Origin of the sequence: Enterobacter cloacae complex sp. 309I3 (assembly GCF_050031595.1) — a bacterium.
Classification (GTDB): Bacteria; Pseudomonadota; Gammaproteobacteria; order Enterobacterales; family Enterobacteriaceae; genus Enterobacter; species Enterobacter cloacae.
Genome location: NZ_JBLGWI010000001.1, coordinates 1,093,563 through 1,112,246 on the forward strand (window position 1 = coordinate 1,093,563; position 18,684 = coordinate 1,112,246).

The following is an 18,684-nucleotide window of genomic DNA, read 5'->3' on the forward strand; positions in this document are numbered from 1 at the left end:
CGGCTTTTCTTTGCACTACTCTTCATAGTAGTTATAAATCCCCGCCGCCATCACCAGCGTTGAGGCGACTTCGTAGGCTTTCTCCCGCCCGACCAGCAGGTCAACAATCTTTAAGCCAAAGTCTATCGCGGTACCAGGCCCCTGGCTGGTGAGCAGGTTGACGCGCGGATCCCAGACGACGCGTTTATCCACCCACTGCTCTTCCGGGATGGTCTCTTTCAGCCCCGGGAAACCGGTCATGTTACCGATGGGAAAGATATTATGCGGAACCAGCACGGTGCCGGCGGCGGCACAAATGGCAGCAACGATACGTCCCGACAGATGAAACTGTCTGACGGTTTCGACTAACAGAGTGCTGTCGCGAAAATACTCCGCCCCTTTCAGGCCACCGGGCAGCACGATGATGTCATAGTCCCCGTCGGCCACCTGTACCAGTGGCGCATCCGCGAGGAGTTTCACTCCTCGGGAACAGGTAATAGCCAGGTTGCCATCGCTGGCGACGCTGGCGGTGGTCACCTGAATACCACCACGCACCATGATATCGATGGTGGTGACCGCTTCAGTCTCTTCGCTACCAGGGGCGAGGCAAACCAGTGCCGACGCGCTCATATTCACTCTCCTTACGTTTTACCAGGTCATACAGGCGGGCGTTTTCCGGCACAATGATACCGTGTGCGCGGGCGCGTTTTAGCAGATAGCCGGTGATGTAGTCGATTTCCGTGTGGCGTAGCGCCCGAACATCCTGCAACATGGATGAGATATTTTCTGCCGTACTATCAATAACCTGCTCGACATAATAGCGTAAATCATCCGCCGATGTGTGTAAGCCTTCACGCTCGATCACCGAGGCGACCTCGGCACAGAGGGTGGCAACCTCCTGCGGATGGTGCTTCAGTTCCCCGTTCGGGCAGTCCCACAGCGCCGTCAGCGGATTGATCACACAGTTAACGGCCAGCTTACGCCACAGCTGAGGGCGGATGTTGTTGTGCCAGGCCACGTCCGGAAGCACCGTTTGCAGAATGTCTGCCAGATAACTGTAGTCGCCGTCCTGATCCCGGGCAGGTCCAATATGCGTGACGCCGCTGGCGACATGCACAATGATATTGCCGTCACGGCGTGCGGCGTGCGTGGTGGTGGCCATCAGCAGCGGCTGCACAATGCTTTTCAGTTCATCAATCGTCCCCATGCCGTTATGCAGCAATAAAACGGGCGACGTGGGGGGAAGCTGGGCGGCCAGCGCTTTTACCGCATCTGAAACTTGCCACGCTTTGAGCGTCACCAGCAGCAGGTCGCTATGCGCCAGGAAATCAGGATCGTTCGCGGTGAGGGATTCGTTAAAGATACTTCCGTCTTCACCAATCAGGTTTACACTGCAATAGGGCTGAGGTACGCGCAGCCAGCCCTGAACTTCGTGTCCGTGCTTGCATAGTGCGGTCAGCCAGAGTTGACCAAGGGCTCCGCATCCGAGCACTGTAATTTTCATTGTTCCTCCTCACCTGCAACTGCGCCAGGTGTTACGGCCTAAGTATAGCGCCGTCAGCTAAGCTTCTGTTGAGTTATGCCTCGTAGCGGGTATTATGCAACGCAACAAAAATGAAGGGAGAAGAAAAGATGCCATCTTTCGATATTGTTTCCGAAGTTGATATCCAGGAAGTTCGCAACGGCGTAGAAAACGCAACCCGCGAAGTTGAGTCACGTTTCGATTTTCGTGGCGTTGAAGCCTCGTTTGAGCTGAACGATGCCAATAAGACCATTAAGGTGCTGAGCGAATCTGATTTCCAGGTCAACCAGCTGCTCGATATTCTGCGTGCCAAGCTGTTAAAACGCGGCATTGAAGGGACCTCGCTGGATGTACCGGAAGAGTTCGTGCACAGCGGTAAAACCTGGTTTGTTGAAGCCAAACTGAAGCAGGGCATTGAGAGCGCGGTTCAGAAGAAAATCGTTAAGCTCATCAAAGACAGCAAGCTGAAGGTTCAGGCGCAGATCCAGGGTGAAGAAATTCGTGTTACCGGAAAATCCCGTGATGATCTGCAGTCCGTCATGGCGCTGGTGCGCGGCGGCGATCTGGGACAACCGTTCCAGTTTAAAAACTTCCGCGATTAAAACGAAAAAGCCCGGTTTAACCGGGCTTTTTTCAGGCTTTCAGCGCCTGTTCAACTTCAAAGCGGTTTGTCACCTTACTGTCTATTTTGACATACGCGCTGCGCTCTTCTGCCGCGAGAAGCACTTCACTCACGCCCTCTGTCGATGCAAGACGCTGTTTCAGCGCATCGTTGATCTCAACGTCGTCAGGAATTTCTACCCGCAGGCTACTGACGTAGCGCGGCTCTTTCATGGTACCGGCAACCAGCAGCCAGACCGTCGCCAGCAGTGCGCCTGCGAGGAAGACGGTTTGGGAATCAAACAGGCCGTCGACCCAGCCGCCGAGGGCACCGCCAATGGCCACGCCGATGAACTGGCTGGTGGAGTAAATCCCCATCGCCGTGCCTTTATAACCGGCAGGGGATTCTTTGCTGATCAGCGACGGCAGCAGGGCTTCCATCAGGTTAAACGCCAGGAAGAAGAGCTGCACACCGGCAACCAGTTCCCAGAAGTGGGGGCCAGCGCCCCAGAGCACGATCTCGGCAATCAGCAATACCGCCACACAGCCAATGAAAACGCGCTTCATTTTGCGCTTCACTTCGGCATAGATAATAAACGGTACCACCGAGACGAACGAAATCACCATCGTCACCAGATAGATTTTCCAGTGTTCTGCCGCCGGGAAACCTGCGGCAGCCAGTTGACCGGGCAGGGCGACAAAGGTCGACATCAGCAGAATGTGCAGACACATAATGCCGAAGTTAAGCTTCAACAGGCGCGGCTCAACCAGTACCTTGCTAAAGCAGCCTTTGACCATTCCGGATTCACGGTTGAGGACGTGGTTTTTGCTGTCCGGTACCACCCACAGCGTTAAGGCAATACCGATGGTCGCCAGCACGGCAATCATCCAGAACAGGGCGTGCAGGCCAAGCGTGTGGGTAATAATGGGGCCGAGCACCATCGCAATCGCAAACGTGACGCCAAAGCTCACGCCAATAAATGCCATCGCTTTGGTACGGTTCTGTTCACGGGTTAAATCCGACAGCAGCGCCATCACGGCGGCGGCAATCGCGCCGGAGCCCTGCAGGGCGCGGCCAAGAATAATTCCCCAGATGGAGTGGGAGAGGGCGGCGATGATGCTACCGAGCACAAAAACCAGCAAACCACCGACAATGAGCGGCTTGCGGCCGACGCGGTCAGAGAGCAGACCAAACGGGATTTGGAATACCGCCTGAGCCAGACCATAAATACCAATCGCCAGGCCAATCAGCGCTTCGCTGGCGCCCTGCAATGCCATGCCGTATGTGGTCAGAACAGGCAGGACCATAAACATGCCAAGCATCCGTAGCGAGAAAACAGTCCCTAAACCCCAGGTCGCACGCAGCTCGCCCGGTGTCATTTTATAATCGTTCATTGCCACCTCAATTCAAAAGCAGGCCATAGTGTAGTGCGGGGAAGGGGCGGGGTAAATAAAGGGTTATTTAACAAATATTACATGCGTTATTGATAGATTCAGTGAATAAAAAAGGGTGCCGAAGCACCCCTTTATTCACCTGTTGTGGCTTACCAGACGTAAGTCAGCAGGTTATGCGAATCCGGCACCATAAAGTCCACGGACATCATCACGGACAGCGAGGTGATGGCAACAATCGAGAACACAAACAGTTTGCGAGCCCAGACTTTGTCATCTTCCACTTTGTAACCGCGCAGGGCCATACCGAGCCACCAGACGCTTACCGCTGCGGCCACCGCCAGATATTTATACCCGGCGTAACCTCCCAGCGAGAGCATCAGCGTTGCCACGGCAAAGGCGATGATGTACAGCGTGATGTGGTTCTTGGCAACGGAAATACCTTTCACGACCGGCAGAACCGGAATGTTCGCTGCCTGATAATCCTTAAAGCGGAAAATCGCGATGGCATAGGAGTGCGGCATCTGCCACAGGCTAAAGATAGCCAGCAGGATCAGCGCACCGCTGTCGAACTCGTTCGTGACGGCGCAGTAGCCAATCACCGGCGGCGCAGCGCCGGAGAGAGAACCAATCAGCGTGCCGTAGACGGAGTGACGCTTCATATACAGGCTGTAGACGCCCACATACACCACGAACCCCATCACCCCCAGCCAGCAGGCCAGCGGGTTAGCACCAAACCACAGCAGCATAAAGCCAGCAATACCCAGCAAGGTGGCGTACACCAGCGAGACGGAAGGGGCGATCAGGCCTTTCACCAGCACCCGATTTTTGGTCCTTTCCATCTTCTTGTCGATATCCATGTCGATGTAGTTGTTAAATACACAACCGGACGCAACAACCAGTGACACACCGACCAGCGTGTAGATAAAGAGGGTGTAATCAATGCTGCCTTTGGAGGCCAGCAGGAACCCTCCGATCACGGAGATCAGGTTGCCAAAGATGATGCCTGGTTTCGTTACTTGCAGGTATTGCTTAAACATACTCGCCGCTCTTAGTGAACCATCATGTTGTAGTTAAGGTTCCACATAATCCAGATGGAACCGACTACCAGGATAGCGATGATAATCACGGTAAAGATGAAAGCCGTCATGTTCCAGCCTTCATCGGACTTGGTGTTCATGTGCAGGAAGCAAACCAGATGCACCAGAATCTGAATCACCGCGGTCACCAGGATTGCACCCAGAATAACCGGCTTAGACGCAGAACCGCTCATCACCATCCAGAACGGGATCACCGTCAGGATGATCGACAGGATAAAACCTGTCATGTAGGTTTTTACGCTACCGTGGGAAGCGCCATGATCGTTTGAATGACTCATTACATCGCCCCCATCAGATAGACAACAGAGAACACACAGATCCACACCACGTCCAGGAAGTGCCAGAACAGGCTCAGGCACATGATACGGGTACGGTTAGTGCTGGTCAGGCCGCGACGGGAGATCTGGAACATCAGAACCGCCATCCAGATCAGACCGGAGGTCACGTGCAGACCGTGGGTACCGACCAGTGCGAAGAACGCAGACAGGAAGCCACTGCGATCCGGCCCGAAGCCTTCCATAATCAGGTGATGGAATTCATAGATTTCCATCCCGATGAATCCAGCACCAAACAACCAGGTCAACGCCAGCCAGGAGACAACCTGGCTCTTGTTGTTTTTGTACATGGCGATAGCCGCCATGCCGTAGGTGATGGAGCTGAATAACAGCAGTGCGGTTTCAACCAGAACGAACGGCAGTTCAAAAATGTCCTTGCCGGTCGGGCCGCCCGCTGTGCCGTTCACCAGAACGGCATAGGTTGCGAACAGACAGCAGAACAGAATGCAGTCGCTCATCAGGTAGATCCAGAACCCGAAGACTTTCGTCGGTCCTGTATCGTGGTGCGCATGTTCATGCGCGTGGGCAGTCGAGTGCGCCAGAGTATCAGTTGCCATTTTTCAGCCCCGCTTTAGAAATCTCGTCGAAATGCTGATTTTCCAGCTTTTCAACTTCACGGACTGGTACGTAGTAGTCCACGTCCTCGTCAAAGCTCTTCACAATCCAGCTGATTACGATGCCAGCGAAGCCAACAATCGCCATCCACCAGATGTGCCAGATCATTGCGAAACCAAATACCGTTGCGAAAGCGGCAATCACGATGCCCGCTGCGCTGTTTTTCGGCATATGGATCTCTTCGTAATGGTCAGGTTGCTTGTACGCTTCACCTTTTTCTTTCATTTCCCAGAATGCATCACGTTCGTGAATGTGCGGCACTACGGCAAAGTTATAGAACGGAGGTGGAGAAGAGGTCGCCCACTCCAGCGTACGGCCACCCCATGGGTCACCGGTCAGGTCGCGGTTCAGGTTACGGTCACGGATGGACACGTAGTACTGAATCAGCTGGCACAGGATACCGCAGGCAATCAGCGCGGCACCGCCCGCTGCAACCATCAGCATTGGGTGGAACTGCGGATCGATCTGCTGGCTCAGACGACGGGTCATACCCATGAAGCCCAGCACGTACAGCGGCATAAATGCTACGAAGAAGCCAATGATCCAGAACCAGAACGCGCGTTTACCCCATTTCTCGTTCAGCGTGAAGCCGAACGCTTTTGGCCACCAGTAGGTTACGCCAGCGAAGCAGCCGAAGACCACGCCACCGATGATAACGTTATGGAAGTGCGCAATCAGGAACAGACTGTTGTGCAGAACGAAGTCAGCACCCGGTACCGCCAGCAGTACGCCGGTCATCCCACCTACGGAGAAGGTGACGATGAAGCCGATGGTCCACAGCATCGCTGAGTGGAACACGATACGGCCCTGGTACATGGTGAACAGCCAGTTGAAGATCTTCACCCCGGTAGGGATGGCGATAATCATGGTGGTAATACCGAAGAAGGCGTTTACGTTCGCGCCCGCACCCATAGTAAAGAAGTGGTGCAGCCAAACGATGAACGACAGAACGGTAATACAGACGGTTGCCCACACCAGAGAGGTGTAACCAAACAGACGTTTACGCGAGAAGGTTGCTGCGATTTCGGAGAACACACCGAAGACAGGCAGCACCAGAATGTACACTTCCGGGTGACCCCAGGCCCAAATCAGGTTGATGTACATCATCATGTTGCCACCCATGTCATTCGTGAAGAAATGGGTGCCCAGGTAGCGGTCCAGGGTCAGCAGCGCGATGGTGACGGTCAGAATTGGGAAGGATGCGATAATCAGTACGTTGGCGCACAGAGATGCCCAGGTAAATACCGGCATCTTGAACATGGTCATACCAGGCGCACGCATCTTCAGGATGGTCACGAAGAAGTTGATACCGGTCAGGGTGGTACCGACACCGGAGAGCTGAAGCGCCCAAATCCAGTAGTCAACGCCAACGCCCGGACTGTACTCAATTCCTGACAGCGGTGGATAAGCCAGCCAGCCGGTCTGAGCAAATTCGCCCACGCCCAGTGACAGGTTAACCAGGATAACGCCGACAACCGTAAACCAGAAGCTCAGGTTGTTCAGGAACGGGAACGCAACGTCGCGCGCGCCGATTTGCAGCGGAACGACAACGTTCATCAGACCGATAACCAGCGGCATCGCCACGAAGAAGATCATGATAACGCCGTGAGCGGTAAAGATCTGGTCGTAGTGGTGCGGTGGCAGGAAGCCGGCTTCACCCGCAGACGCGAGTGCCTGCTGGCTACGCATCATGATCGCATCCGCAAAGCCACGAATTAACATGACGATACCGACGATGCAGTACATGATACCGAGTTTTTTGTGGTCAACCGAAGTCAGCCACTCGTTCCACAGGTAGCTCCACTTACCGAAGTAAGTGATCAAGGCCAGTAAGGCCGCGCCACCGATGATAATGGCAGCCACCGTAACCATGATAATCGGTTCATGGTAGGGCACTGCATCCAGTGTCAATTTTCCGAACATTTTCTTCCTCGGCCCCTTAGTGAGCGGTTTCCGCGTGGCTCATGTCCATGCCTTCCATACCTTCGTGCGCGCTATGCTCGCCTTCAGGCTGGGTCATGTCCATGCTCTTGCCGTGATCCATAAATTTGCCAATAACGTCTTTGAACAAATCAGGTTTCACGTTAGAGAAGTACTCCACCTTGTTGTATTCGCTAGGTGCAGCCACTTTTTCGAACGCCGCCATGTCAGACATGGTGTTTGGAGACTGCTTCGCTTTTGCAACCCACTGGTCGAAAGCGGCACGGTCCGGCGTCGCAATAGCTTTGAACTTCATACCTGAGAAGCCCGGGCCGCTATAGCTGGCGGAGATACCATCATAGGTGCCTGCTTCATTCGCGATCAGGTGCAGGTTGGTCTGCATACCAGCCATCGCGTAAATCTGGCTACCCAGACGTGGGATGAAGAAGGAGTTCATTACGGAGTTGGAGGTCACTTTGAACTGAACCGGAGTGTTCGCCGGGAAGGCGATTTCATTCACGGTAGCAATGCCCTGCTCTGGATAGATGAAGAACCATTTCCAGTCCATGGAGACCACTTCGATGGTAATTGGTTTTTCATCGTGAACCAGCGGTTTGCTTGGCTCAAGTGCGTGAGTGGTTTTCCAGGTCAGCACAGCGAGGAACAGGATGATCAGAATAGGAACCGTCCAGACCACAGCTTCCACTTTATTGGAGTGTGACCAGTTAGGGCTATACTTCGCATCTTTATTGCTCGCACGATACTTCCAGGCGAAACCAACAGCCATCAAAATGGCTGGAATAACCACAATCAACATCAGGCCAAATGCCGTCAGTATCAGTGAACGTTGTTCCAGTCCAATCTGTCCTTTGGGGTCAAGTAGTGCAGAATCGCAGCCACTGAGTAATACAGTGCCTGCGAATAATGACAACCATCCCAAACTTTTATTGTATTTCCTGAGTCTCATTTAACGACCTCAATTCCACGGGAGTCTGGTGGCGTTTAAAGTGTGGGGGCATTTTACGGGAAGGTTACATTACTGTAAACATCATTAGGCCTGTGTCAGGAAGGTGTTACCGGGTTCTGCCGCACGTGTCACAAGTGTTGCAAATTATGTCGGTTTTTATGACCGAAGCCGCATGGCATGGGCTTTATAACGAAAGGACCCCCAAGCATACCCTAAAAGGGGCAATTGGTATAACCATTGTTAAAAATAAACAAAAAATTAACAATTAATTATCAATAAAAAGACAATTAAAAAACGAAAATTCAATCTTTCCCAAGCTGAATCGTTTAATGAAAAATAGCCTGAAAGAAATGGCTCCAATAATTTCCGAATCCTATCCCGCACAAAACAACAAATATTTTTTTTAGCGTTTGTCGGTTATTTCACCGTTATAATTTCGGCCGGTGATTACAACGGGAAATAACCTTTCGCTTTTATCTTCAGGTTGTCTGCGTTTTACGCAGAGCCAGAAAATCGAGCAGCCCACCGAGCAGGATCCCGACGACCGCCAGCAGGGCGCCGACATCAAGGAGAAGGGCTTCAAGAGGAAGCACCAGGGGGGGAGTGGCATTGATGATGAGCACCACGAGCCATAACCCCAGCGCCAGACATCCCACCATTAACAGGCGTAGCGCAAAACGGTAGGCGCGCTGATATTCCGTTCGCGGCATAAAGTGTTCTGTTCGCTGGGTATATTCCAGCGTCTGGCGGCAGACCAGCAACAATAAAATGCCTGGCACGGCTGCAACCACGGAGAAGAGATAAAACGTTGGCCAACCGTGCGCTTCAACAAACCAACCGGCAATCGGCCCCACATATACGCGGCCCACGGCAGAAAGCGCCGAGAGCAGGGCGAACTGCGTTGCAGAAAACGACTTGTTGCAGAGCGTCATCAGCAGGGCCACAAACGCCGCAGTACCCATTCCGCCACACAGGTTCTCAAAGAACACTGCTGCCGCCATGCTAATCATATGTTTATCGGTAATCGACAGCAGCCAGTAACCCGCGTTAGACGCCCCCTGCAGAATGCCGAAGATCAGCAACGACCGGAACAAGGTCAGGCGCTGCATCAACACGCCGCCGTAAAGTGCGCCGACGATAGTGGCAAACAGCCCGAGGGTTTTGTTAACCACTCCCACTTCACCGGCATCAAACCCGACGCCGCGGATCAGGAACGTGGTGGTCAGGCTCATCGCGAAGGCATCACCCAGCTTATAAAGGACGATGAGCAGCAGGATCAGCCAGGCATTGTTGCGGCCAAAGAAATCACGCAGCGGTTCGGCAACGGCCTGCTCCAGAGAACGGGGGACCGGGATCACGTCGCTCGGTTCAGGGGCGAGGAGGGTGGCAATAATGCACGGGATCAGCAGGGCGGCCATCAGCCAGTACATGCCCTGCCAGCCCAGATAACGGTCAGCCAGCCACAGCGCCAGCCCACCAGATACCAACATGCCGAGGCGATAGCCCAGCACGCTGATGGCTGCACCGGCTCCACGCTCTTCTGCGGGTAACACGTCCGTTTTCCAGGCATCAAACACGATATCCTGTGACGCGGAACAGAAGGCGATCACCACCGCAAGCGCCGCCATCCAGCGAAGCTGTGTCGACGGCTCAAGGAATCCCATGGCGGCAATGGCCAGCAACAGCAGGACCTGCGTCATCACCAGCCAGCCACGACGACGGCCCAGGAACGGCGGGGTGTAGCGATCCATCACCGGTGACCACAGGAACTTAAAGACATACGCCTGGCCGACGAGCGAGAAGAAGCCAATGGTTTTGAGATCGATATTCTCAACCGTCATCCAGGCCTGCAACGTGCCGGAAGTGAGCGCGAGGGGTAAACCGGAGGCAAAGCCAAGGATCAGCAGAATGGCTGATTTGGGTTGCTGGAAAATGCGTAAGTAATGACTGGACATGTTCTTAAAAACTGACCCGGTAAAACACCGGGTCAGTCAGCAGGATTAACGCGCGTTTTGCTTGATAAAGTCGTGAATGCTGGTGTCCTGCGCCATATCGGCGATGGTATCGGTCAGCACGCTGTTTACGGCGTTCGCAATGTTTTGGTTAGAGGCCTGGAAAGCACCTTCTACGGAGTAGCTGGCACGATAGTTTTTGGTCATCTTGTTGCCGTTCTTCGCGGTAGCGATGATGGCGATGTCCGCTTTGGTGGAGATGTTGTAGCGCACGTTACCCTGGGAAACGTCAGCGTACAGGTTGTTAACGATGATCTGCAGATCAACCGCGCCGCTTGGGCCAATCATGTAACCACGAGAGGTCATCTGTTTCTCCAGCACTTCCTGCAGCAGGAAACGCAGGTCACGGGAAGCGGTCAACGTCACCAGCTGGTTGTCGCGGGTCACTTTCGCCAGGGCCTGATCCTGACGCTGATCGGCACCGTTAATGCTCACGGTCACGCCCATCAGGCTTGGATCCTGCTGAGGCAGCGTGATTTTTGGTGAGACATCGATAGTTGTTGGCGGGGTAGCGCAGCCTGCCAGCATAAAGAGGGCTACCAACGGAAAGAAGAGTTTTTTTAACATTTTCGGGTTCTCAACGAATCGTAAGCATATAGAGAGAAAAATTGCCGCCATCATAACATCGCTAACGGCCAGGGGAAGTGGTCAACGCATGTAAATTCATCGCCTTGTCTGAAAACTGACCAGTTCGCCCTTTTTCTCAACCTGTGTGTGACAAAACGTATGAGCCTCACAGTGAACTTCATTCGTTTGAATGAGAAAATAAGACGAAAGCTAAATATTTGTTGTCTTGTTGTAATGGAACCGGTAAAAGCGGCTAACATTTAAAGGGATGGGTGACATCCTGGCGTTGTCGGAGGAGTAATTTCATGATGATACGTGAGCAGATAGAAGATAAATTAAGGGCAGCGTTCAACCCTGTGTTCCTCGAAGTCGTCGACGAAAGCTATCGTCATAACGTGCCGGCAGGTTCTGAAAGCCACTTCAAAGTGGTTCTGGTTAGCGATCGCTTCACGGGAGAACGTTTCCTGAACCGACACCGCTTGATCTACAGCACCTTGACGGAAGAACTCTCCACAACCGTACATGCGCTGGCATTGCATACCTACACCATTAAGGAGTGGGAAGGCTTGCAGGATACGGTTTTTGCATCCCCGCCTTGTCGCGGTGCAGGCACCATCGCCTGATAAATCGGATTTGCAACCGCTGGAGTTTTTCCAGTATGTTGCTTACAGATTTCCTCAAAACGGCCTTCGGGCCGTTTTGTTTTGTCTGAGTTTTGAGCGGATGGTGCGATTTTAAGGCTAAAAATAGCCTTAAAGTGTGAAAAAAGCCGCAGCAACATGCCCCAACCGTTCTCGACTCACCTAAGTGATGCCGCTATAATGCCGCGTCTTATTGAATGTCTTCGGGATGATTCTGGCGACAGGGAATGTGAATCTGCACTAAGAGAGCATCCCGGTAAAACAGACAGATTCAGAGTTGACCGAGCACTGTGATTTTTTTGAGGTAACAAGATGCAAGTTTCAGTTGAAACCACTCAAGGCCTTGGCCGCCGTGTAACGATTACTATCGCTGCTGACAGCATCGAAACTGCTGTGAAAAGCGAGCTGGTCAACGTAGCAAAAAAAGTACGTATTGACGGCTTCCGTAAGGGCAAAGTACCAATGAATGTTGTTGCTCAGCGTTATGGCGCTTCCGTGCGTCAGGATGTGCTGGGTGAACTGATGAGCCGCAACTTTATCGATGCGATCATCAAAGAAAAGATTAATCCGGCCGGTGCGCCGAACTACGTTCCAGGCGAATACAAACTGGGCGAAGACTTCACCTACTCTGTAGAGTTCGAAGTGTATCCGGAAGTAGAACTGAAAGGTCTGGAATCTATCGAAGTTGAAAAACCGATTGTTTCCGTGACCGACGAAGATGTTGACGGCATGCTGGATACCCTGCGTAAGCAGCAGGCTAACTGGAAAGAGAAAGAAGGCGCTGTTGACGCTGAAGACCGCGTCACCATCGACTTCACCGGTTCTGTAGACGGCGAAGAGTTCGAAGGCGGCAAAGCGACTGACTTCGTACTGGCAATGGGTCAGGGTCGTATGATCCCGGGCTTCGAAGACGGTATCAAAGGCCACAAAGCGGGCGAAGAGTTCACCATCGACGTGACCTTCCCTGAAGAGTACCACGCTGAAAACCTGAAAGGTAAAGCAGCGAAGTTCGTCATCAACCTGAAGAAAGTGGAAGAGCGCGAGCTGCCAGAACTGACTGAAGAATTCATCAAGCGTTTCGGCGTGGAAGATGGTTCTGTTGCCGGTCTGCGTACTGAAGTACGTAAAAACATGGAACGCGAGCTGAACGGCGCTGTGCGTAACCGTGTGAAATCTCAGGCTATTGAAGGCCTGGTGAAGGCGAACGAAATCGACGTTCCAGCTGCGCTGATCGACAGCGAAATCGACGTACTGCGTCGTCAGGCTGCACAGCGTTTCGGTGGCAACCAGCAGCAAGCGATGGAACTGCCACGCGAGCTGTTCGAAGAGCAGGCAAAACGCCGCGTTGTTGTTGGTCTGCTGCTGGGCGAAGTGATTCGTACCCACGAGCTGAAAGCTGACGAAGAGCGTGTGAAAGGCCTGATCGAAGAGATGGCTTCTGCATACGAAGATCCATCAGAAGTTATCGAGTTCTACGGTAAGAACAAAGAGCTGATGGACAACATGCGCAATGTTGCCCTGGAAGAGCAGGCTGTTGAAGCGGTACTGGCGAAAGCGAAAGTGACCGAAAAAGCGACCTCTTTCAACGAACTGATGAACCAGCAGGCGTAATTTCGCCCCGAAGGTTTAAAGTTTGAACAAAAACCCGTTGCCTTCCGGCAACGGGTTTTTTTTATCGCACCAATAGCCCAGGAAGGGTGCTAAAACGCCCTTTCGGTGTTAGCGTAACAACAAAAGGTTGTTATGCTTGAAATAGGGCAATGTAAACCCCATAAGTGTGTAATCAGATGAATGAGACTGGCTGATAATCCGTCCGTAAGGTTACAATCAGTACAGCAGGTGTTTTCAATTTTGATCCAGGAGACGGAAATGTCATACAGTGGCGAACGAGATAACTTTGCACCCCATATGGCTCTGGTGCCAATGGTTATTGAACAGACCTCACGTGGTGAGCGTTCTTTTGATATCTATTCCCGTCTGCTCAAGGAACGCGTTATCTTTCTGACCGGCCAGGTGGAAGACCACATGGCGAACCTGATCGTGGCGCAGATGCTGTTTCTGGAAGCGGAAAACCCGGAAAAAGACATTTACCTGTACATTAACTCCCCAGGCGGCGTGATTACGGCAGGTATGTCCATTTATGACACCATGCAATTCATCAAGCCTGATGTGAGCACTATCTGTATGGGTCAGGCAGCATCTATGGGTGCCTTCCTGTTAACCGCAGGGGCAAAAGGCAAACGTTTCTGCCTGCCGAATTCCCGCGTGATGATTCACCAGCCGCTGGGTGGTTACCAGGGGCAGGCGACGGATATCGAAATCCACGCCCGCGAAATTCTGAAAGTAAAAGCGCGCATGAATGAACTTATGGCGCAGCATACGGGTCAATCTCTTGAGCAGATCGAGCGCGATACCGAGCGCGATCGCTTCCTCTCTGCTTCAGAGGCAGTTGAGTACGGCTTAGTCGACTCCATTTTGACCCATCGTAATTGATGCCCGCGACGCGAGTGTGCCGCTATACTAAGGTAAAGCGGCACTCTGCTTGAGAGCAGCTTGCGTCTGAAAATGGCATTTGCGTCGTCATGTGCGGCACAAAGAACTTAAAAAGAGGTTTGGACTCATGACAGATAAACGCAAAGATGGTTCGGGCAAACTGCTGTACTGCTCTTTTTGCGGCAAAAGCCAGCATGAAGTGCGTAAACTGATTGCCGGGCCGTCCGTGTATATCTGCGACGAATGTGTTGATTTATGTAATGACATCATTCGCGAAGAGATTAAAGAAGTAGCGCCTCACCGCGAGCGTAGCGCGCTGCCGACACCGCATGAAATTCGTCATCATCTGGACGACTATGTCATCGGTCAGGAGCAGGCTAAGAAAGTGCTGGCGGTAGCGGTATATAACCACTACAAACGCCTGCGTAACGGTGATACCAGCAATGGCGTAGAGCTGGGTAAAAGTAACATTCTGCTGATCGGCCCAACCGGTTCCGGTAAAACGCTGCTGGCTGAAACGCTCGCACGCCTGCTGGATGTGCCGTTCACCATGGCGGATGCCACCACCCTGACCGAGGCCGGTTACGTGGGTGAAGATGTGGAAAACATCATCCAGAAACTGCTGCAGAAGTGCGATTACGACGTACAGAAAGCCCAGCGCGGAATTGTCTATATCGATGAGATCGACAAGATCTCCCGTAAATCAGACAACCCGTCTATCACCCGTGACGTATCAGGGGAAGGTGTACAGCAGGCATTGCTGAAGCTGATCGAAGGGACCGTTGCCGCAGTGCCCCCGCAGGGTGGCCGTAAACATCCGCAGCAGGAGTTCCTGCAGGTTGATACCTCCAAGATCCTGTTCATCTGTGGCGGTGCTTTCGCCGGTCTGGATAAAGTTATCTCCCACCGTGTTGAAACCGGCTCCGGCATTGGTTTTGGCGCAACGGTGAAGGCCAAATCCGAGAAAGCGAACGAAGGCGAACTGTTGTCTCAGGTTGAACCAGAAGATCTGATCAAGTTTGGTCTGATCCCAGAATTCATTGGGCGTCTGCCGGTTGTGGCTACGCTGAATGAACTGAGTGAAGAAGCCCTGATCCAGATCCTGAAAGAGCCGAAAAACGCGCTGACCAAGCAGTATCAGGCGCTGTTTAACCTGGAAGGCGTTGAGCTGGAATTTCGTGATGAAGCGCTGGATGCAATTGCGAAGAAAGCGATGATCCGTAAAACCGGTGCCCGTGGTCTGCGTTCCATCGTTGAAGCGGCGCTGCTTGATACCATGTACGACCTGCCTTCCATGGAAGATGTCGAAAAAGTGGTTATCGACGAGTCCGTTATCGGTGGTCAAAGCAAGCCGCTGCTGATTTACGGGAAACCGGAAGCGCAGCAGGCATCTGGCGAATAATTCACCAAATCATACAAGCAGTTAATCAAAAAGGGGGGATTTTATCTCCCCTTTACTTTTTCCGTATTCATGGCGTTGAATGTGTGGGAAACATCCCCATATACTGGATTACATGTTAATGGTTGTGTGAAGCACAGTTACATGACCAGTTTACCTGGCGGACACTAAACTAAGAGAGAGCTCTATGAATCCTGAGCGTTCTGAACGCATTGAAATCCCCGTATTGCCGTTGCGCGATGTGGTGGTTTATCCGCACATGGTCATACCCTTATTTGTAGGGCGGGAAAAATCTATCCGTTGCCTCGAAGCCGCCATGGATCATGATAAAAAAATCATGTTGGTTGCGCAGAAGGAAGCTTCGACGGATGAGCCGGGTGTAAACGATCTTTTCACCGTCGGGACCGTGGCCTCTATTTTGCAGATGCTGAAGCTGCCTGACGGCACCGTTAAGGTGCTGGTAGAAGGCCTGCAGCGTGCGCGTATTACCACCCTGTCTGACAATGGCGAACATTTCTCTGCCAAGGCAGAGTACCTTGATTCGCCTCAGCTTGATGAGCGCGAGCAGGAAGTGCTGGTGCGCACCGCGATTAGCCAGTTTGAAGGCTATATCAAGCTGAACAAGAAAATCCCACCAGAAGTGCTGACGTCGCTGAACAGCATCGACGATCCCGCACGTCTGGCGGACACCATCGCAGCGCATATGCCGCTGAAGCTGGCGGACAAACAGTCCGTGCTGGAGATGTCCGACGTTAACGAACGTCTGGAATATCTGATGGCGATGATGGAGTCTGAAATCGATCTGCTGCAGGTTGAGAAGCGTATTCGCAATCGTGTGAAAAAGCAGATGGAAAAATCGCAGCGTGAGTACTATCTGAATGAGCAAATGAAAGCCATTCAGAAAGAGCTCGGCGAGATGGACGACGCGCCGGACGAAAACGAAGCGCTGAAGCGTAAGATCGACGCGGCAAAAATGCCGAAAGAGGCCAAAGAGAAAGCGGAAGCTGAACTGCAGAAGCTGAAAATGATGTCTCCGATGTCGGCTGAAGCGACGGTGGTGCGTGGCTACATCGAGTGGATGGTTCAGGTGCCGTGGAACGCCCGCAGCAAGGTCAAAAAAGACCTGCGTCAGGCGCAGGAGATCCTGGATACCGACCACTACGGCCTGGAGCGTGTTAAAGACCGCATCCTTGAGTACCTCGCGGTACAAAGCCGTGTAAACAAACTGAAAGGCCCAATCCTCTGTCTGGTTGGACCGCCAGGGGTAGGTAAAACCTCTCTGGGTCAGTCCATTGCGAAAGCGACCGGACGTAAATATATCCGTATGGCGCTGGGTGGCGTACGCGACGAAGCGGAAATCCGCGGTCACCGTCGTACCTACATCGGTTCTATGCCGGGTAAATTGATCCAGAAGATGGCGAAAGTAGGGGTTAAAAACCCACTGTTCCTGCTCGATGAGATCGACAAAATGTCGTCGGATATGCGTGGCGATCCGGCCTCGGCTCTGCTGGAAGTACTTGATCCAGAACAGAACGTGGCGTTCAGCGATCACTACCTGGAGGTGGATTACGATCTGAGCGATGTGATGTTCGTGGCGACCTCCAACTCCATGAACATTCCGGCACCGCTGCTGGATCGTATGGAAGTGATCCGTCTGTCTGGTTATACCGAAGACGAGAAGCTGAATATTGCGAAGCAGCATCTGCTGCCAAAACAGATTGAGCGTAACGCACTGAAAGCCAACGAGCTGACCGTCGAAGACAGCGCGATTATCGGCATCATTCGCTACTACACTCGCGAAGCGGGCGTGCGTAGCCTTGAGCGTGAAATCTCGAAACTGTGCCGTAAGGCGGTGAAACAGCTGCTGCTGGATAAGAGCCTGAAGCACATCACCATTAACGGCGACAATCTGCATGCCTATCTGGGCGTTCAGCGTTTCGACTATGGTCGTGCGGACAACGAAAACCGCGTGGGTCAGGTCACCGGTCTGGCATGGACGGAAGTGGGCGGCGATCTGCTGACCATCGAAACCGCCTGTGTACCAGGTAAAGGTAAGCTGACCTACACCGGTTCTTTGGGTGAAGTCATGCAGGAGTCCATCCAGGCGGCCTTGACCGTGGTTCGCGCACGTGCGGAGAAACTGGGGATCAACCCGGATTTCTACGAAAAACGCGACATTCACGTTCACGTCCCGGAAGGGGCAACGCCGAAAGATGGCCCAAGCGCCGGTATCGCGATGTGTACCGCGCTGGTCTCCTGTCTCACAGGGAACCCGGTGCGCGCTGATGTCGCAATGACCGGTGAAATTACCCTGCGTGGTCAGGTTCTGCCAATTGGTGGGTTAAAAGAAAAACTGCTGGCGGCACATCGTGGTGGGATCAAAACCGTATTGATTCCTTACGAAAATAAACGCGATCTGGAAGAGATTCCGGACAACGTGATTGCCGATCTGCAGATCCATCCTGTTAAGCGAATTGAGGAGGTTCTTACTCTCGCATTGCAGAATGAACCCTCCGGAATGCAGGTTGTGACCGCAAAATAGTGACCTCGCGCAAAGAGCGTCAATAAAAACAAGGCTGGTAAGTCATTTCGCACTTGCCAGCCTTTTTTTGTATAGCTAATTTAGATTGCTGATTAGGTCAGCCATCAACAACGGGTGTTGTAAGGTCATGGCAGGCCTGATATAACTGCTGCGCGGTCGCGTTGTGAAGGATTCAGGCGCGATATAAATTATAAAGAGAGGAAGAGAACAGTGAATAAATCTCAACTGATTGACAAAATTGCTGCTGGTGCTGATATTTCTAAAGCTGCAGCTGGACGTGCGTTAGATGCATTAATTGCTTCTGTTACTGAATCTCTGCAGGCTGGGGACGACGTTGCACTGGTAGGCTTCGGTACTTTTGCTGTTAAAGAGCGTGCTGCCCGTACTGGCCGCAACCCTCAGACCGGTAAAGAGATCACCATTGCTGCCGCTAAAGTGCCGGGTTTCCGTGCAGGTAAAGCGCTGAAAGACGCAGTAAACTGATTGCTTTCCCGTTTCAGGGAAGCCGAAAAGTACAAGGGCGCATCATTTGATGTGCCTTTTTTATTTGTCCAGACCTGATTTGTGCGAGTTTATGCGAGTTGTGGGCTGACAATCGCC

Annotated in this window: 17 protein-coding genes; 7 read left to right on the forward strand and 10 right to left on the reverse strand. The window is 52.6% G+C overall.

What is annotated here, in order from left to right:
* Nucleotides 1-15: 15 nt before the first annotated feature.
* Both yajL and panE read right to left on the reverse strand, forming a co-directional pair.
* A complete protein-coding gene (gene yajL / locus ACQG22_RS05070; protein ID WP_013095845.1) occupies nucleotides 16-609 on the reverse strand; it encodes a protein deglycase YajL in 594 nt (197 codons plus the stop codon).
* Nucleotides 572-1,483, reverse strand: a complete 912-nt coding sequence (panE, locus tag ACQG22_RS05075) for a 2-dehydropantoate 2-reductase (protein ID WP_367229152.1) — start codon at nucleotides 1,481-1,483, stop codon at nucleotides 572-574. Before panE ends, yajL begins: the two co-directional genes overlap by 38 nt.
* Nucleotides 1,484-1,611: 128 nt before the next feature.
* Between panE and ACQG22_RS05080 the strand changes: the two genes are divergently transcribed.
* Entirely contained in the window at nucleotides 1,612-2,103 is a 492-nt protein-coding gene (locus ACQG22_RS05080; RefSeq protein WP_008503327.1) for a YajQ family cyclic di-GMP-binding protein, read from the forward strand.
* A gap of 31 nt (nucleotides 2,104-2,134) precedes the next feature.
* On the opposite strand, the gene ACQG22_RS05085 is transcribed toward ACQG22_RS05080, so the two are convergent.
* From ACQG22_RS05085 to ACQG22_RS05120, 8 genes are all read right to left on the reverse strand, one after another.
* On the reverse strand, nucleotides 2,135-3,496 hold the full coding sequence (locus ACQG22_RS05085; RefSeq protein ID WP_013095847.1) for an MFS transporter: 1,362 nt from the start codon (nucleotides 3,494-3,496) through the stop codon (nucleotides 2,135-2,137).
* Nucleotides 3,497-3,645: 149 nt separating this feature from the next.
* On the reverse strand, nucleotides 3,646-4,533 hold the full coding sequence (gene cyoE / locus ACQG22_RS05090; RefSeq protein ID WP_013095848.1) for a heme o synthase: 888 nt from the start codon (nucleotides 4,531-4,533) through the stop codon (nucleotides 3,646-3,648).
* 11 nt (nucleotides 4,534-4,544) lie between these two features.
* On the reverse strand, nucleotides 4,545-4,871 hold the full coding sequence (locus ACQG22_RS05095) for a cytochrome o ubiquinol oxidase subunit IV (RefSeq protein WP_006176899.1): 327 nt from the start codon (nucleotides 4,869-4,871) through the stop codon (nucleotides 4,545-4,547).
* Nucleotides 4,871-5,485: a cytochrome o ubiquinol oxidase subunit III gene (locus ACQG22_RS05100; protein ID WP_003859057.1), complete on the reverse strand. Its 615-nt coding sequence runs from the start codon at nucleotides 5,483-5,485 to the stop codon at nucleotides 4,871-4,873. The genes ACQG22_RS05095 and ACQG22_RS05100 overlap by 1 nt, the downstream gene beginning before the upstream one ends.
* Nucleotides 5,475-7,466: a cytochrome o ubiquinol oxidase subunit I gene (gene cyoB, locus ACQG22_RS05105; protein WP_013095850.1), complete on the reverse strand. Its 1,992-nt coding sequence runs from the start codon at nucleotides 7,464-7,466 to the stop codon at nucleotides 5,475-5,477. Before cyoB ends, ACQG22_RS05100 begins: the two co-directional genes overlap by 11 nt.
* Nucleotides 7,467-7,482: 16 nt before the next feature.
* Nucleotides 7,483-8,430, reverse strand: a complete 948-nt coding sequence (gene cyoA / locus ACQG22_RS05110; RefSeq protein WP_013095851.1) for a cytochrome o ubiquinol oxidase subunit II — start codon at nucleotides 8,428-8,430, stop codon at nucleotides 7,483-7,485.
* Nucleotides 8,431-8,909: 479 nt separating this feature from the next.
* Nucleotides 8,910-10,385, reverse strand: coding sequence for a muropeptide MFS transporter AmpG (gene ampG, locus ACQG22_RS05115; RefSeq protein WP_369706595.1), 1,476 nt, complete (start codon nucleotides 10,383-10,385; stop codon nucleotides 8,910-8,912).
* Between the two features lie 45 nt (nucleotides 10,386-10,430).
* Nucleotides 10,431-11,009: a lipoprotein gene (locus tag ACQG22_RS05120; protein ID WP_013095854.1), complete on the reverse strand. Its 579-nt coding sequence runs from the start codon at nucleotides 11,007-11,009 to the stop codon at nucleotides 10,431-10,433.
* A gap of 305 nt (nucleotides 11,010-11,314) precedes the next feature.
* Between ACQG22_RS05120 and bolA the strand changes: the two genes are divergently transcribed.
* From bolA to hupB, 6 genes are all read left to right on the forward strand, one after another.
* Nucleotides 11,315-11,632, forward strand: a complete 318-nt coding sequence (gene bolA, locus ACQG22_RS05125; protein ID WP_013095855.1) for a transcriptional regulator BolA — start codon at nucleotides 11,315-11,317, stop codon at nucleotides 11,630-11,632.
* 330 nt (nucleotides 11,633-11,962) lie between these two features.
* Nucleotides 11,963-13,261: a trigger factor gene (gene tig / locus ACQG22_RS05130; RefSeq protein ID WP_013095856.1), complete on the forward strand. Its 1,299-nt coding sequence runs from the start codon at nucleotides 11,963-11,965 to the stop codon at nucleotides 13,259-13,261.
* 258 nt (nucleotides 13,262-13,519) lie between these two features.
* Nucleotides 13,520-14,143, forward strand: a complete 624-nt coding sequence (gene clpP, locus ACQG22_RS05135) for an ATP-dependent Clp endopeptidase proteolytic subunit ClpP (RefSeq protein ID WP_013095857.1) — start codon at nucleotides 13,520-13,522, stop codon at nucleotides 14,141-14,143.
* 127 nt (nucleotides 14,144-14,270) lie between these two features.
* Nucleotides 14,271-15,545: an ATP-dependent protease ATP-binding subunit ClpX gene (gene clpX, locus ACQG22_RS05140; RefSeq protein WP_013095858.1), complete on the forward strand. Its 1,275-nt coding sequence runs from the start codon at nucleotides 14,271-14,273 to the stop codon at nucleotides 15,543-15,545.
* A gap of 184 nt (nucleotides 15,546-15,729) precedes the next feature.
* A complete protein-coding gene (gene lon / locus ACQG22_RS05145; RefSeq protein WP_013095859.1) occupies nucleotides 15,730-18,084 on the forward strand; it encodes an endopeptidase La in 2,355 nt (784 codons plus the stop codon).
* Nucleotides 18,085-18,294: 210 nt separating this feature from the next.
* The gene (gene hupB, locus ACQG22_RS05150; RefSeq protein WP_002444653.1) at nucleotides 18,295-18,567 is read left to right on the forward strand and encodes a nucleoid-associated protein HU-beta; all 273 of its coding nucleotides are present in this window, start codon (nucleotides 18,295-18,297) and stop codon (nucleotides 18,565-18,567) included.
* Nucleotides 18,568-18,684 lie beyond the last annotated feature (117 nt).

Bases quoted from the DNA above. Each gene is read 5' to 3' on its own strand.
- ACQG22_RS05080 (WP_008503327.1), top strand. From the start codon at position 1,612: ATGCCATCTTTCGATATTGTTTCCGAAGTTGATATCCAGGAAGTTCGC.
- ACQG22_RS05085 (WP_013095847.1), bottom strand. From the start codon at position 3,496: ATGAACGATTATAAAATGACACCGGGCGAGCTGCGTGCGACCTGGGGT.
- cyoE (WP_013095848.1), bottom strand. From the start codon at position 4,533: ATGTTTAAGCAATACCTGCAAGTAACGAAACCAGGCATCATCTTTGGC.
- panE (WP_367229152.1), bottom strand. From the start codon at position 1,483: ATGAAAATTACAGTGCTCGGATGCGGAGCCCTTGGTCAACTCTGGCTG.
- ampG (WP_369706595.1), bottom strand. From the start codon at position 10,385: ATGTCCAGTCATTACTTACGCATTTTCCAGCAACCCAAATCAGCCATT.
- ACQG22_RS05095 (WP_006176899.1), bottom strand. From the start codon at position 4,871: ATGAGTCATTCAAACGATCATGGCGCTTCCCACGGTAGCGTAAAAACC.
- tig (WP_013095856.1), top strand. From the start codon at position 11,963: ATGCAAGTTTCAGTTGAAACCACTCAAGGCCTTGGCCGCCGTGTAACG.
- ACQG22_RS05120 (WP_013095854.1), bottom strand. From the start codon at position 11,009: ATGTTAAAAAAACTCTTCTTTCCGTTGGTAGCCCTCTTTATGCTGGCA.
- clpX (WP_013095858.1), top strand. From the start codon at position 14,271: ATGACAGATAAACGCAAAGATGGTTCGGGCAAACTGCTGTACTGCTCT.
- yajL (WP_013095845.1), bottom strand. From the start codon at position 609: ATGAGCGCGTCGGCACTGGTTTGCCTCGCCCCTGGTAGCGAAGAGACT.
- clpP (WP_013095857.1), top strand. From the start codon at position 13,520: ATGTCATACAGTGGCGAACGAGATAACTTTGCACCCCATATGGCTCTG.
- cyoA (WP_013095851.1), bottom strand. From the start codon at position 8,430: ATGAGACTCAGGAAATACAATAAAAGTTTGGGATGGTTGTCATTATTC.
- lon (WP_013095859.1), top strand. From the start codon at position 15,730: ATGAATCCTGAGCGTTCTGAACGCATTGAAATCCCCGTATTGCCGTTG.
- cyoB (WP_013095850.1), bottom strand. From the start codon at position 7,466: ATGTTCGGAAAATTGACACTGGATGCAGTGCCCTACCATGAACCGATT.
- bolA (WP_013095855.1), top strand. From the start codon at position 11,315: ATGATGATACGTGAGCAGATAGAAGATAAATTAAGGGCAGCGTTCAAC.
- ACQG22_RS05100 (WP_003859057.1), bottom strand. From the start codon at position 5,485: ATGGCAACTGATACTCTGGCGCACTCGACTGCCCACGCGCATGAACAT.